We start from the raw sequence: 15,470 nt of genomic DNA on the forward strand, positions 1-15,470 counted from the left end.
TCAGTTGCTTTCTGCGCCGTAATATCAATCTGAAGACCATACATTCCCTGAACGGAGCCGTCCGATTGCACTAACGGCTGACCAATTCCCCGTAACCAGTGAACAGAGCCATCCGGCCAGATCACCCGAAACTCTACAGCAAACTCCTGCCGACCATGGATAGCGCGGTCGATAGCTTCCTGTAAGGCTTGCCGGTCGTCGGGATGCACCCGCTCAATCCAGGTGCGAAAGCTCAATCTATCCTGATCTGGATTCATCCCAAGCAGTGGATAGTTTTCTGGCGACCACTGGATAGTGCGTGCAACAGCGTCCCACTCCCAGGCACCTGCGTGCGCTGACAGTAATGCCTGGCGAAGTTGTTGTTCAGCACGTTCACGTTCAATGCTCTTGGCACGAGTTACCTTAATTGCAGTGACCAGTTGTATATCAGCAACCGACAGAATAGTACCGGCAAGCAGAAGAATAACTAGCATCGTTACTGCATACGCCAGTGGTGCCTCTAAAAGCGGGGTTATTGTCGGCAGACGATTGGTGATCGTCAAGAATAACATTGCACTAATGGCTGTCCCGCTTGCCAGCACAGCGCTAATAATACCTCTCCAACCAAATCCCACCCCGGCTAATAAAACAACTATCACGTAGTTCAAAAGTACAGAACTCTGTAAACCGCCGGTGAAAAACACAATGAAGGTAACAATCAGCCAGATCGCACTACACACCAATCCGCTTGCGACGTAGATAGCACCACGTTGTACCAGCCACGCACCGGTAGCAAAAACGATGATCATGATCACAGAATCTATCAAAGGGATGGCAGGTTCACTGTAGATCCAGGGTGTGATGATACTATATAGGGCTGTGATAACGGTAAAAACAGCAAAGATCGGGAATAAAAGAAATGCCACTCGCTGTCGCTCATTGCCAGACAGCAACTCAAGATGTCGGTCAGCCGGCCAGATCGTTGATAGAAACCGGTGCAGATTCATATATTTTGAAGCGACCTAAAATACATGATATTCCAGATAGAAAGTATTATAACCTGTCCAGACCATCCTCAATGCAAAATCTGAAATGATGTATATTATGCATATCAGGGTAGCGCACAGAAGCGATGCTGAATGGCTTCGATAGTACATCGTGTACCAGCATATCCGATAGCTATTACCAGCACGTATGAGATATGACCTGACATATGGCATCCACCGCTTAAAAAACGCCTCAATCACGCCAGAGATGGCATAGTTCTCATGCTACCAGTAATGAGGCTACCCGATATGAAAGCACGATGTGCGCCCCCAGACAATTCTCGATGAGTACCGCACATGCGCAGAGCGTGGAGAATGATCCTTTCATCTGTGAAGAATAGAACTTATTTGATAAAAGCTGTACTATCGCACTCCCAGACTATCGCACAAGTGCATGAACGCTTACCAATCACCCCAAAGACAGCCTATCCTGCTCCTGGCCTGTTGGCCGGGAGTAGTTCTGGTTGTGCCGGCATACACTGGACTGGATTGGTTGCCTTGCCCGCCTGTCATGCCCGTGTCGCGCCGTTTAGAGCGCGGCAGCATAGCATGGCTGCCGCAGCAGACGTGCTCACGATCCGACTCTTCATGCGCCGTTGACTCTGATGGTTACGCGGATGCTGGATGTGCTCGTCACGAGCATAGAGCTCGCTCAGGAATGAATGAGATCACCTCTAGCAGACGTTTTTGAAATAGGCCCTGGTAATCATCTTGCTCGTATCGACTAAACGATCATCTGGCATCTGGCTGTATATATACCAGGATTAACAAGTACCATACTATGCAAGCTTAAGACCCAAGATGGCATCTCATTGATGTGATGTCGCCACATCAGTAATTGTGAAGTGTTGCCATTGAGGTTTTTATGAAATTCAAGCTACAATGCGCATATCATTCTTTATGTGTACAGGGAGAATTTTCAATGGATGTATGAAACACCTCACTATCTGGCGTAGGGTTTTGTTATTGATACACGAAGCAAGTTCCAGTTCAACTAGTAATTCCCAGTTCTCCATGAAATGTGAAATCGCTATGCGCTATCTCTTCTGTTTGACACTGCTCATTCTCAGTCTTGTCGCCTGTAGCACTCCTCTCCCATCACCAACACCATCGCCGCTACCGGCGGTCGTGCAACCAACTCCGGGCCTGCGCGTCTTACCCGCGCCACTCTACGTCCTCGACCGTGGCCAGATTGCCCGGATCGAAAGCGATGGCGCAACCCGCCGTCAGATCACACGCGAACGGATTGAGCAAACCGGTATTCCCCCAATTAGCGATATGGATGTACACCCTACTGCGGGTCTGATTTATGTCGTAGGTGCAGCTACCGGAGATCGGCTGGTGCGTGCTGCCCTCGACGGTAGCAATCCACAAGTCATCTATGACGAGACCGGACATCAGCTCAGCGCCGTGCGCTGGTCACCTGACGGAAACGCCATCTATCTTCGCTTCCAAAACAACCGCGAGCCACGCGATCTTCCCGATGGTCTCTACCGTCTACCCGCTACCGGCGGTACCCTCGAATTACTACTCGCCGACGATCCGGTTGACGACCCGCTGAATCCCAGCCGGTCAGTACGCAGTTACGCCCCATTTCTCTGGGATCCGACCGGCACCACACTTCTCATCGAATCATTCGCCACCTTCTACGATGATTGTGAACTGGTTTTCTGGCACCTACAGAACAAAACCCTCCGCCGGCCTGTTACGCCTGAAGGCACACACAGCTTCTGCGGCGAGGCCATCTGGCGCGTTGATGGCAGCGCCGCCATCTTGTTGATTGGGCCAGACACCGGCCCAGGCGTCTGGCAGGTAGATGCGCAGACCGGCCAGGCCACAGCGCTGAGCAATGACGGCGTCCTCGCCCGTGCCCCCTTTCTAATTGGCAACGACCTGCTATTTGTTGCTGTAGAGCGGGTCAACGACGGCTTCAGCTTCACCCTAACCCGCCAATCACCCGATGGCACCCGCACCCCACTACGGTCGCCATTCCGCGAAATACCGCTGCTCATCCGCTGGGCACCCGATGGCAGCGGCATTGTCGCCGTTGTCCAAACCAACAGCGGCACCGCATTGCGCTGGTACCCCATCGGCAATCAACCACCCGTTGCCCTGCCACAAACCGACGAAGGAGTTTCATGGCTGGTTTGGGGTGTGATACCGGAGCGGGGGTAGGGGGTTGGGGGTGTGGTAACTCGCCACATGATCTATCAGCCAATGCTAACAATGGTACAGAGGAGCAGAGCAGGTACGTTTACCTGCACGTATGCAATCCCGGTTTTGCTTAGTAGAAAGCCTGACGAACCGGGTAGCACATTAAACACTCACCCTCCCCACCCACCCCACCAACCAGTCGCGCAATACTGTCAGCGGTTCACCTGGCAACAAGGGCAAGAGAGTTACGCCACTGGGGTAGGTAACCGGGGCACCGGTAGATGGGAAGATCAGGGCGATGGCCGTCACCACCCGCCGCCCGTGGCCATCGCCGATACCGGCCAGGTAGCTGTAACCCTCATCGAGTGCGCTTGCCGGTAATTCGTCAGCGTCGCTGCGGTATTTGGCATCGAGCAAGATCAGCGAGGGTTGACCCTGTACTGGTATGATCTCAAGTGCCAGATCAGGAATACGTACCCGATGGTCGAGTGAGCAGAATGGCCGGCTGTCAGGTGCGTACCGTGGCTGGTAGCGAAGTTGCACGGTTGCCCCGGAGGTGCTGGTGAATGACAGCAGTGGGCGTTGGGTTGGCAGGCGAAGATAGAGATCATCCTCGCACAATGATTGTGCGTTGAGTTGCCAGTTTGGGTGTTGTGCCAAACACAGCACAACCTGAGCAGCACACCATACTTCGTACAACCTGGCAACCTCACGCACCGGGATGGTTAGCAGGTCGGGTTCCCATCCGGCACCCAGACGACGATGTATGAGTCGCCGGTAAGCCATGATGATCCGCTCTTCACGAGTACGTGGAACCCAGGACACCAATACTGACGGAGAGGATTGAGGAACAGGGATGTCGGCACGCAAGGTGCGCAAGCGTCCACTGATTGCCACGAGGCGGGTGCGGGTGTCAGATGGCATGTCGGCGAGTAAGAGCCATTGTACAGCGACGATCAGTCGATCCAGCACGGCAACCGCTACATGCAGACCTCGTTCAGCAGGATCAGATCGCGGGCGGAGGGGGCGAATTCGATTTGGCCAGTTGGTCTTTGGGATGGGATGGGCATCGGCAGGAATCCGCCAGCGGGCCGGATCGGGTCGCTCACGCCAGGCTCCCAGCTCGTGCGGTCGATCTGGTTGGAGACGGTGCTTCGGCGGACGGCGCAGATATTGTTCGAGCACGGTGATAAAACGTTGCGTCGCCGATCCGGTCAAGAGCGCCAGTAGTGCCGCCGGGTCTGAATGTCCGGGGCCTATTATCCCAGCCGCCTGCCTTCCGCCACGCAGCGTATGCACAAGCGCCGGTGCTATGCGGGTTAGATCGCTGAGCAACATGGCATATCGGCGAGCATCGAGGAGCGACGGTGCCACCCGGATAAGGTCACGCCATTCACTATACGTCGTCGCTGAGGTGATAGTGAGATGAGCTTCATACTCACCGGCACCTGCCGGTACCTGCCAGCGCCAGCGCCAGATAGTCTCGCCCGGTCGCAGAAACGGTTCGAGAACAACCCCATCAATCGTTAAACGGGCCGTTGCCCCGCCAGGCACCTCGCACGACCACTCAACCACCTGACGCTCGGTGAGGATTGCATTTCCCGGCGGCACGCCGTCAAGAAGTAGCAATGGCGTCTCTACCACCACCGCCTCCGCTTGAACGAGATGGCTAAGACGACGGTAATTGTTGCCATTAAACCAAGCGCAAATGGATATCCCCACGGCTGTTCGAGTTCGGGCATAAGCGCAAAATTCATCCCGTAGATGCCGGCCACCAGTGAACAGGCCATTAGAATAATTGACCAGAGGGTTAAGACCTTTACCAACTGATTGAGCTGATTGCCTTGCAGTGAAAGATAGCTGTCCAGCGCACTTGAAAGCAGGTCGCGGTAGAGATCAATCGACTCGGTGATCCGCACCAGATGATCGTAGACATCGCGAACGTAGGTTAACTCACGGGGCTGGAAGATGCGTACTTCCTGGCGCAGTAAGACATTCAGAATGTCACGCTCAGGCGCGACAATGCGCCGTAGCATCAGAAGGTCTTTTTTAAGCGTGAAAATGTCACCGGCTACTTCCTGGCGACCGCGTTGAAAAATCTCGTCTTCGATGTCGTCAATCTGTTCACCGAGGGCATCCAACACAACGAAGTAATCGTCAACAATCGCATCGATCAGCGCGTAGAGCACACTGCTCACCTGATAGCCCGGCATATAGCCATTGCTCTGCCAGCGCACCAGTGTTTCTTGCACCTGGCGCACCGGGTCGCTACGGATACTGACCAGATAATTTGCCCCGACGAAGAGCGCCACTGGTAGAAACTGGAGTGTTCGCTGCTCAGCAGCGTATTCAACGCTGTAGTAGTAACCGGGGTAGGTTTCAATCTTCGGTCGTTCGTGCATCTGGAGCGCATCTTCAATCGCGAGTGGGTGAAAACCGAACTCTTCACGCAACAGTGCCATCTCTACGTCTGTCGGTCGTTCAAGATCGAGCCAGATCATGGTACGCGGTTGGAGAAGGAGTTCGCTGATCTGATCGAAATCGGTACGCTGTTGCACCTGTTGCCGTTGAAAGGTATGCAGTGTTACCATCGGTTTGTGGTCTTTCTTTGATAAAAAGATTTTCGCATCCCTGAAAGATGCGTGGTGAACGGGGAGATGAACGTTTGTATTAGCGAGAAATGATTACATGACAAGTATAATATCAAATCTTTACTGATACGATGCATTTGCCTGGCACCAAATATGCGGTAAATCGTGACTATTTATCTTCCGCGCAACGATCTGTCATGTCACCCGCATAATACAGATTGGCGGGTTTTGTAGGGGCGGGTTTAGAACCCGCCCCTACGGCTATGCATTACCCACATGTCGCGCTGCATTAGGCCGGGCTGCAAGTGCTCCCCGTTGCGCAGGCTTCCAGCCTGCGTGGAGGCATCATCGCCACCGCCGGCAGGTGCTGGCCGTGGCCGCTGGTGCGCAGGCACGAACCTGGTGCAACCAAACATCTACGCACAGGTAGCGCATGCATGCCGGACCGACTCGATGATCGGCACGATCCCATCCAGCACCCCCGTGACCAGGATGGGTAACGATGTACCACGCGCCGGATCGTGAGCGCGGCTGCTGCGGCAGCATGGCTGCCGCACGCCAAACCGCACGACACGCGTATGACGAGCGGGTAAGGCAATTCATCCAGCACGTGCTGGCACGCCTGGAACGGCGCAATGCCACCGGGCCAGTCGCCCACACCAGCACCGATGGCGATCATACCCGCTGATACGCACGTGGTTGACACCAGTTGTGGGTAATGCGTAGAGCGGGGGATGCCAGGATGGGGGCCGGGATTGCGGTGAACGGGAAGCAGTATGGATCACGCCCGTCATCACTCGCCCGCTCCTCTCCAGCAACGGGAGAGGAGCGGGGGCTGGGGGGGGTGGTAAGGGGGTAACCCCCACCCCGGCCTGCCTCCGCTGGGGACGGGAGAATGCCCCCCAAACCCGATCCCACAGCGCGAGCAATGCAGTATCCGAGTTGTGGGTAATGCGTAGCCTACGGACGGGCGGGTGGTTTTTGTAGAACAGGTTCAAAACCTGCCCCTACGAATGGACAGCGCATGTGTCTGTTCATATTGCCAATGAGAGATGCGACGAATGAGGGGGTAGCGGCAGGGTTCGTCTTGAATGGCCTCATGGTTGTTCATCAGTCAGGTAATGGGGGTGTCTCTATCACACGGCTGCTGTGGCAGGGTGGCTGCTGCACGCCACACCTCGTGATACGGATAATCCTGTCTGGCAACGGTATCCACGCTGAGACGTGAGAGCAATACGTGCAGAGTGGAAGTACGATTCTATGCAACGCATCATCCATTCCGATTACGCCAGAGCACCCTTTCGGATGCCCTGGCGCAGATACCCTCTCAACGAGGTCTCATGCTCATTGCCCACCGTACCGCCAGCGCAGGTAGTGTTGTCCGACATTGCCCATCTCAACCCGCCAGTTGGGATCGTTGTCAGGGGTGTAGGTGAGTACACGCCGTTCAAAGGCCTGGATCAGGACATCTTTTTCGACCCCGCCAACTTTTACCCTGGCCCAGTATGGTTCGCTGATCGGTAAGCCCATCACGAAGACCCAGTCGATGATCTGGCGATTAACGTAGCGGCCATTTTCAAACACGACCCCTTGCTGGGCAAAGTAGTCGAGGAAGACCTGGGGAATGTTGTGGCCGAGGGTTGATTCGTAGCTACCAATGCGAACATCGTACCGCCCCAGATCAGGACGTTCGCTCACGCTTCCGTCGCGGTTGAGGAAGGCGGTCACTACCTGCCCGCTCCGATCTGGTGCACGGCTCGTCTGTACCGGGAAGGCTACACTGCGCAGGGTAGCGTAGGTCGGCGCGTTGGGGTTCACTGCTGCCGGATCGCCGGCAACAGCTTCATCTGCCGGGGTGCGTTCTTCAAATTGGGCATCGCCAAGCTGTGCCCGTCCGGTAAGCATTTCAACCACGAGCAGACCGTTCGTGACATACCACTGATTGCGTGGCGCATTTGGGTTGTTGATCTCCATCCGACTCTTGTCGAAGTACTGTACCAGTCGACTACCTCCAGGACTTTGGGCATACGGTTCGCGCATCGCGCCGCTGATCGGCTGCGGCCCCCAGATCCACGAGCGTGGTCGCAAGCCGGGCGCACCGCCGGCCACCGGCTGATCGGTGCGCTGCCAGACATTGCGCATCGCGTCGTCGGCGAAGGCGCCGTTGGGTGGTACGAATCCGCTGCTAGCTGGTGGTTGCGATGGTGCTACCGGCTGTTCAGATCCTGGGCGATAGATCAGGTAGACCGGTCGCGGCCCAACATCGAGTGTCAAGACGCCTCCTGACGTAGCCTGCCGTCGCTTTGCACCATCACGGTCAATAACCGTCACCTCGGCATCGGCACTGGGAATCCGTACCCGACCACCATCGACTGCCCAGACAACCTCGACCACGCCATTGTCGCCAGCAAAACGAGCTGCGTAGGCTTCTGGCCCGCTGTAGCCGGTCAGATCATCGAGGTAGATTACCCCTTCGCCGGTACGGCTGTCTGGATCATCGTCGATTACGATTGCCTGCAAGGTAATCTCGCCATCGAGCTTGCCATCAACGAAACGGATGCGGTTCCCCGGTTCAACCGGGCCATTGATAGCGGCAACAAGCTGTTGCCAGCCGGTTGGCCCGATCTTCCCCAACCGGTACTGGAGAATCTCGCCTTGCGTGTCGCGCAGTTGCACCTTGAGATCGAAACTACTCCCGTCACCGTACACCCAAACGCCAATCTGGGTTGTGCCGGCGGGAAAACTGATAGCTTCACGAGGCGTAAAGCTTACATAGTCATTCCCTCCGGTTGTAAAGCGATAGCGCACCTCGGCTGCACCGCTCCCATTACGTACCTGTACGCTGCTCTGTCCAATCGAACCATTGCCAACCGGGAAGGTCTGCCAGTTTATCGACCGTTCAAAATCGAATGCAATCCGTGCCTCGCTCAATCTGCGCACACCGAGTGGCTGGCGTCCACCTACCTGCTGGTTGAGCGTGCGAAATGCGTTGAAAGCCGGTTTGAACTGACTGTAGTCGGCCTGACCATTGCCGTAGCGAAGCAAACCGTAAGCGTTGTACGGCACCCCATTGCGCAGTTGCATGTCCTTAAAGCGAAACATGATGACCCGTTCGACGCCGGCCTGGCGCAGCAGCGCCATCGCCCGGATCAGATAATTGGCCTGTGTCTCGCCATCGACAGACTGTGCACCGGTACGATCACTCTCGCTATCGGCCCAGCCGAACTCAGTGACCCAGATCGGCTTTGGTCCCAGGCGGGCAGCCAGGGTCTGGATCGCACCAATGCCAACACTATCAATCGAACCGGCTTCAGGACCGAGTGGATCGGTGTAGGGGTGGAGGGCAATGATGTCGAACGAATTCCAGGCCCCGTTATCGGCCAGTGCCTGTAAGAACGATCCGGCAGGTTCGGGGGAGACGATCCCGGCTGCCAGCACAGTTGCACCGGGATCGGCGGCTTTGATTGCAGGGTAAACCGCACGGAGCAGCGCAGCATACGCAGCCGGATCGGGTGCCGGACGCCAGTAGACCGGATTGTCAGGTTCATTCCAGACCTGCCAGTAGCGTATCCGATCCTTGTAGCGATTCACGACCGTCGCCACAAAACTGGCAAAGAGTTGCGGGTCTGGCGGGTAGAAACTGCCCTGCTCTGGTGGAATACCGTCATCTGCCGGGCTTGGCGTACCCCAACCCACCGCCGGATTAAACAGACCGACAATATTAATTCCGCGCCGCGTCAGCTCGTTGACCGCCCGGTCGGCGAACGTCCAGTCATACTGGCCGGGACGCGGTTCGATGCGTCCCCATTGAAACTCCTCACGCGCCCAGCCCAGCGCACTTTGGGCGATCACGTCCGCCGGTTGGTGGAGGGAGTCGGGGAATGGGTAGGTCGTGGCGATATGCGTATTAGCGCCAAAGGCTGAGGGGTTGGCCGATTGCACGGCTGTTGGTGCAGAGGGCCAGCCCGCCAGGAGAAGGCTCATTAACAGCAGAAGGTGGAGATAACGGGCATGACGCATATAGAGACTCTCCCTTTTAAGCAAAACACACCTGACGAAGACAGTATACATGGCTGACGAACCCAAAATGGTAAAAAAATATCACCATTTTTGCGCCGATCTGGGGATGTGTTCAGGGCAACTTGCCCATACAAATCGGGAGAGGGAAGGTCGTGTTCCCTCTCCCAGTATTTAACCCGGCGGAGAGTTTGCTTTCTGTTCAGCGCAATACCAGCGGTACCATCACCAGATGATAGGACGGTGACGGTATCTCGATGGGGAGAGTGTAAGTCAGCGAGAGGCGACCGGCACTATCAAGAAAACGTACATACATGGTTGGCGTAGTTGTTGTTGTCGTCACTGTCATGAGTGACAATTCGCTGCTTAGCGGGAGTATCAGGGTTGGTTGATACGGTAATCGGAGTGCATTGTGAAAATCACGTCCAATGCTCAATTCAATGGCCTGAGTGTCCGCCGGTGCTTGCAATTGGATCATCAGCGTTGTATCATCAAGTTGAGCGGGAGCCGGAATGTGATAGTCGGGCATCGGCCCCAATCCGCTGACGGTGAAGGTCTGCGTGATCGGAGTTGAGGCATTGCCCACAGCATTGAACGCACGAAACTCAACCACATGCGTCCCATCGTATAACGGCAACTCGATCTGCGCTGTTTCGCGGCGGCTGTTGAAGCTCCCGTCGGTCGGCAATACCAACTGCCACTCACCATCGCCAACCCGATACTCGATGGCCGTAATCAGATTAACGCTTGCATCAGGTTGAACCGGTGAAGGGTACGGCAGATCACGGGCTGTCAATTCAACAACCGGTCGCTGGCTGACCGCCTGGAGATTGACCGTCAGCGAGAGCGCAGGTGTCGTATCAAGCACATCAATCACACCATCGTCGTCACTGTCGCGATAACCGAGTTGATGCCGGGCCGAGGTGTCAACTGCACCTGTGATAAAGCTGTTGATCAATTCGCGCATGATGCTTGGCTCATTGGTGCCACAATTGTTGAACATACTGTTCGTGGTTGGGGTAAACAGGTAACCACTGCGTTGATCACAGCTAACCACGGCAATACTGTACTGATCGAGCGCCCCGAAGAGATGGGCAAATTCATGCGCGATAACCGAGCGGAGCCACTGTGTTTGATACGGCCCTCCATCGGAGGTGATGACGCTAAACGGGCCGTTCAGGTAGGCATAGGCAAAGCGGCCATCGGCAAAGTAGCCATCGTCGTTCGCGCTGTTGACGATGAAGAAGATCGTTGCCCAATCAGTGCCACGCTGTTCACGCAAATCGAACAAGGCCATGTATGCCTGCTCAAAATAGTTTGCGCTGATATAACCCAATTCACCTAGGACATCACTAATCCAGCGTCCCTCCTGTGCCAGCCCATAGCGAATTGGCTCGTATCGAGTCGGGACAACCTGCACAGAGAGGTCAAACTCCAACCGGGCAGCCGGCAATCGTTCGCGCCACCAATCGAGCGCACTCTGGGCATCGCTCACGATCTGTTCAATCTGGGCATCGCTCCAGTCTTCAGTGGAAGGATCGAGGGCACTGGTGCTTTCCGGCAAGATAAGCTGGACAGCTACTCGTCCGGCCAGATACTGGCTTGGCAAATGGGGCGAGAGTTGGTCATCGTCCACAGCAAATGATAGGGTGACCGGTGGCGGAGCGATCAGCGCATCACCTACGGGTAATGGTAGTTCTGGCTGAGGACCAGGAGCCGCGTAAAGTGCAGTTATTGGCGCTACCAACAGGCAGAATAGAAGACTGAGTAGAAACCTGGTACGCATAGCGGCCTCGCCTGGCTATGATGAGAATGAAGAGCAAAGCCGTTCTCTCAATGTCAAGGTACATCCGAAAGTGGTACATGCCCAGAGGCGAAAGAGTCCCGTTGTGGCGAGACCGGTATAACTAGATGGAAACTATGATGAGTAGGAACGTTGTACTAAGAGCTTTTACGGGTAACTCTTATAGAGTTTGACGGGCAGGCGAAAGGTAGTAGGAGATAGGGGGTTAGAAGATAGGAGATACGAGGTAGGAGATAGAAAGTAGGAGTATAGAATGCAGAGCTTATTTCATGAAAGCCGTGCTATCGTGCATCCAGGCTGTTGTACAGACGCATGAACGCCTACCTATCGCCAACGACAGCATATCCTGCTTCCAGGCTGCCGACAGGCAGCGAGGAGAGCTAATAACTACCTCCAGTGCCATCACGCACTGGATTGGTTGCCTTACCCGCTCGTCACGCACGTGGCGCAGAGTGTGGAGTGCGGCAGCCATGCTGCCGCGCCAGCCGTGCTTACGATCCGGTGCGTGGCACGCTGTTGAGCCGGCTGGTCATGCGGATACGGTGTGTGCCTGTCACGCTCCTGAAGACGGTCGGCAATGAAATGAGATAACTTTCGGTAGATGTTTTTGGAAACAGGTTCTAGTGGGTTTAGAACAGAAACCAGACGGAGGATGGGATTATGCGCGGTCTTTTAACATGGCTATTGCACATTCCCCACGTTGATGAAGATGAGCAGCGACGTGGGCAGGTGATTATAGTGCTGGCATTACTCATAAATATCATCACCATATTATCAATGCCGCTGGTACTCATCGTCACTCCCCAATCTGCGTTACCGCTCGTATTCATCAACATAGCTGGATTCGTTATCTATACCGCTGTCATTGTTCTCAGCAGAGTCGGTCAGGTCTACTGGAGTGGAGCGCTTTTTGTTCTTACCATTACCAGTCTGATTCTTACAATCCCCTTTGGCATCCAAACGGACAGAATCACTTCTTATACTTCCCCCTTCTTTCTCATTTTTACGCTTCTCGTTGCCGGCATGGTATTACGACCGATCTGGGTCTGGGCGGTATTGATCTTCAACATAAGCGGTCTTTTGGTTAGCTGGCGGCTGGCGGGTCTACCATTATTTAGTGGTGAGCTTGAACAGACACTTCAGACTGCGGCCATCTTCCTGCAGATTGGAGCAGCGCTCTTCACGTTTGTTGGTGGACAGATTACCGCAACTGCCTTGCACGAGGCACGACAACGCCGTGAAGAAGCCCGTCAAAGCGCAAGTCAACTGGTAACCCTGAATGCCACCCTCGAAACACAGGTTGCCCAACGCACCGCTGCCTTACAACAAGCCCTGCACGAGCTGGAGCAACGGGCTGCCGAACAGGCCCGGTTGCTGGCTGAAAACGAGCAACAACGGCAGGCCATCCGTGACTTGAGTGTACCGGTACTGCCCATCCGCGAGACGACACTGGTGATGCCGCTGGTCGGTGCCCTCGATACCGCTCACCTGGCCGATATGCAACAGCAGGCCCTCGCACAGATCGCCCGCACCAATGCCCGTGACCTGTTCATCGATGTGACCGGGGTACCGGTGATTGATACGCAGGTAGCGAAGGGGCTGATCCAGGTGGTCGAAGCTGCCCGCTTGATGGGCGCACGGGTTACCCTGGTCGGAATCAGACCAGAAGTCGCCCAAACCCTGGTCACGCTGGGCATTGACCTGCACTCAGTTCGTACTTTTAGTACCTTGCAGGCTGCGTTGGGGGGAGATAGAAGATAGAAAATAGGAGATAGGAAAGTAGGAAATGGGGGAAGAGAGAAGATGGGAATGAGAAAAGTAGGAAATAGAAGAAAGAAAATAGGAGATAGGAAAGTAGGAAATAGGGAGGATGTAGAAATATAGAAAGAAAAATTGATGAGCAGAAGATAGAGAGAGGGAGAGAACAGGAAATAGGCAGGTAGGAAATAGACCCAGTTCTTCATCTCTTACTTCATTTACCCTCTCCTCTCCTACCTTCTATTTCCTACCTCCTCTCCCCTATCTCCTAAATCCTATTTTCTATCTCCTATTTCCTCACTCCTCCATCCTCATCATCCGGCGGAGCAAATTGCGGTAACACACCACTCTCGCCGAGGAGACCTGTGCGTAAGTAGACCATCAGCTTCTTGCGCGTGTCGGCAATGTCGTTGTTGCGCATGTGCAACTGCCCAATCCGATCCTGTGGGGTGAAGCTGGCTTCTCCCTTCTCCATCGTCAGCCGGGCCGGGTCATAGGTTAAATTGGGTGAAGTCGTATCCAGGATTGAATAATCGTTACCACGCCGCAGACCAATTGTCACCTCACCGGTAATCAGGCGGGCAACCCAACGCTGCAACGACTCACGGAGCATCATTGCCTGTGGATCGAACCAGCGCCCGGCATAGAGCAGCCGACCTAGCTTTCTCCCGTACTCACGGTATTGATCAATCGTATCTTCGTTGTGAATACCGGTTACCAGCCGCTCGTAGGCAATGTAGAGCAACGCCATGCCAGGGGCTTCGTAGATACCCCGGCTCTTGGCTTCGATGATCCGATTCTCGATTTGATCGCTCATGCCGAGGCCGTGCCGTCCACCAATGCGGTTCGCTTCGGCCATGAGGGCGACGTGGTCGGGGAAGGTCATGCCATTGATCGCAACCGGAAAGCCCTCTTCAAAGGTGATGCGCACCTCTTCGTATTCGATATGCACATCCGGCTGCCAGAAGGCTACTCCCATAATCGGCTTGACAATTGTGATGTTGCGGTCGAGAAACTCCAGGTCTTTCGCTTCGTGGGTAGCACCCAGCATGTTGGAATCGGTTGAATAGGCCTTTTCCGCCGGCATGCGATACTCAAAACCGGCCCGACTCAGGTAGGCAGACATTTCGGCCCGACCACCTAATTCATCGATAAACGCCTGATCCAGCCACGGTTTGTAAATGCGCAGATCGGGATTGACCAGCAAGCCGTAGCGGTAAAACCGCTCGATATCGTTCCCTTTGTAGGTACTACCGTCCCCCCAGATATGAACTCCATCTTCGCGCATGGCTGCGACTAGCATGGTACCGGTTACTGCACGTCCGAGCGGGGTGGTATTGAAGTAGGGTAAACCGGCGGTTGAGATGTGAAATGCACCGCACTGTAGGGCAGCCAGTCCCTCGGCGACCAACTGCTGGCGACAATCGATCAGTCGGGCTGCTTCGGCGCCGTACATCAGCGCCCGGCGGGGAATATCCTCATAATCAGGTTCATCGGGCTGACCGAGATTGGCTGTATATGCATAGGGAATGGCACCTTTGGCACGCATCCAATGGATTGCAGCACTGGTGTCCAGACCACCGGAAAAAGCGATCCCGATCTTTTCGCCAACCGGCAGGTGTTGCAGAATTTTAGCCATAGTACTCCTCTTCAGTAAGGAAGGGTTTCTGTCGCCGTTGTATTATACGATGAGTAGAATCTATTTCAAAAAACATTTACCAGATGTTATCTCAGTTATTACTGACAGACTCTATGATCGGGACGAGCACACACCGCATCCCATGACCAGCAGGGTCAACAGTATGACATGCGCCTGGAACAAAGCACGGCTGGCGCGGCAGCATGGCTGCCGCACTCCAAACGTCACGACACGCGCATGACAAGCGGGCAAGGCCATCAATCCAGCCGTAATGACACAAACGATGGTCGTCAAGCCCTCTTCGCTGCCATACCAGCAGCCTGCGAGCAGGATATGCTGTTGTGGGCGATAGGTAAGCGTGCATCAACCTGCGCGATAGTCTGGCAGGACGACCGTATAGCTTTATGAAATAAGTTCTGGTCACGAACATTGCAGGATCGCTCAATTCGCCAATCTGCGAGTCTTGCGGTAATATGTAAGCA

General features: G+C 54.9%; 9 protein-coding genes. 3 read left to right on the forward strand and 6 right to left on the reverse strand.

What is annotated here, in order from left to right; all coding sequences use genetic code 11:
* The coding region (locus tag VAE57_RS08175; RefSeq protein WP_322821392.1) for a PAS domain-containing protein at positions 1-788 on the reverse strand (788 nt) is incomplete at its 3' end.
* 1,269 nt (positions 789-2,057) lie between these two features.
* On the opposite strand from VAE57_RS08175, the gene VAE57_RS08180 reads away from it, so the two are divergent.
* The gene (locus VAE57_RS08180; RefSeq protein ID WP_322821393.1) at positions 2,058-3,200 is read left to right on the forward strand and encodes a hypothetical protein; all 1,143 of its coding nucleotides are present in this window, start codon (positions 2,058-2,060) and stop codon (positions 3,198-3,200) included.
* Between the two features lie 141 nt (positions 3,201-3,341).
* Here VAE57_RS08180 and VAE57_RS08185 read toward each other — a convergent pair whose 3' ends face one another.
* The gene (locus VAE57_RS08185) at positions 3,342-4,823 is read right to left on the reverse strand and encodes a nuclease domain-containing protein (RefSeq protein ID WP_322821394.1); all 1,482 of its coding nucleotides are present in this window, start codon (positions 4,821-4,823) and stop codon (positions 3,342-3,344) included.
* A complete protein-coding gene (gene corA, locus VAE57_RS08190) occupies positions 4,817-5,770 on the reverse strand; it encodes a magnesium/cobalt transporter CorA (protein ID WP_322821395.1) in 954 nt (317 codons plus the stop codon). Before corA ends, VAE57_RS08185 begins: the two co-directional genes overlap by 7 nt.
* A gap of 502 nt (positions 5,771-6,272) precedes the next feature.
* Here corA and VAE57_RS08195 point away from each other — a divergent pair.
* Positions 6,273-6,458, forward strand: coding sequence for a hypothetical protein (locus VAE57_RS08195; protein WP_322821396.1), 186 nt, complete (start codon positions 6,273-6,275; stop codon positions 6,456-6,458).
* 656 nt (positions 6,459-7,114) lie between these two features.
* On the opposite strand, the gene VAE57_RS08200 is transcribed toward VAE57_RS08195, so the two are convergent.
* Both VAE57_RS08200 and VAE57_RS08205 read right to left on the reverse strand, forming a co-directional pair.
* Positions 7,115-9,790, reverse strand: a complete 2,676-nt coding sequence (locus tag VAE57_RS08200; RefSeq protein ID WP_322821397.1) for a flagellar filament outer layer protein FlaA — start codon at positions 9,788-9,790, stop codon at positions 7,115-7,117.
* A gap of 199 nt (positions 9,791-9,989) precedes the next feature.
* Positions 9,990-11,573 carry a hypothetical protein gene (locus VAE57_RS08205; RefSeq protein ID WP_322821398.1) on the reverse strand — a complete coding sequence of 528 codons (1,584 nt, stop codon included), beginning with the start codon at positions 11,571-11,573 and terminating at the stop codon, positions 9,990-9,992.
* Positions 11,574-12,251: 678 nt separating this feature from the next.
* Here VAE57_RS08205 and VAE57_RS08210 point away from each other — a divergent pair.
* A complete protein-coding gene (locus VAE57_RS08210) occupies positions 12,252-13,352 on the forward strand; it encodes an STAS domain-containing protein (RefSeq protein WP_322821399.1) in 1,101 nt (366 codons plus the stop codon).
* A gap of 286 nt (positions 13,353-13,638) precedes the next feature.
* Here VAE57_RS08210 and argG read toward each other — a convergent pair whose 3' ends face one another.
* The gene (gene argG, locus VAE57_RS08215; protein ID WP_322821400.1) at positions 13,639-14,988 is read right to left on the reverse strand and encodes an argininosuccinate synthase; all 1,350 of its coding nucleotides are present in this window, start codon (positions 14,986-14,988) and stop codon (positions 13,639-13,641) included.
* Positions 14,989-15,470: the final 482 nt, after the last annotated feature.

Origin of the sequence: Chloroflexus sp. (genome assembly GCF_034434295.1) — a bacterium.
Taxonomy (GTDB): Bacteria; Chloroflexota; Chloroflexia; order Chloroflexales; family Chloroflexaceae; genus Chloroflexus.

Bases quoted from the DNA above. Each gene is read 5' to 3' on its own strand.
- argG (WP_322821400.1), bottom strand. From the start codon at position 14,988: ATGGCTAAAATTCTGCAACACCTGCCGGTTGGCGAAAAGATCGGGATC.
- VAE57_RS08205 (WP_322821398.1), bottom strand. From the start codon at position 11,573: ATGCGTACCAGGTTTCTACTCAGTCTTCTATTCTGCCTGTTGGTAGCG.
- corA (WP_322821395.1), bottom strand. From the start codon at position 5,770: ATGGTAACACTGCATACCTTTCAACGGCAACAGGTGCAACAGCGTACC.
- VAE57_RS08180 (WP_322821393.1), top strand. From the start codon at position 2,058: ATGCGCTATCTCTTCTGTTTGACACTGCTCATTCTCAGTCTTGTCGCC.
- VAE57_RS08200 (WP_322821397.1), bottom strand. From the start codon at position 9,790: ATGCGTCATGCCCGTTATCTCCACCTTCTGCTGTTAATGAGCCTTCTC.
- VAE57_RS08195 (WP_322821396.1), top strand. From the start codon at position 6,273: ATGTACCACGCGCCGGATCGTGAGCGCGGCTGCTGCGGCAGCATGGCT.
- VAE57_RS08210 (WP_322821399.1), top strand. From the start codon at position 12,252: ATGCGCGGTCTTTTAACATGGCTATTGCACATTCCCCACGTTGATGAA.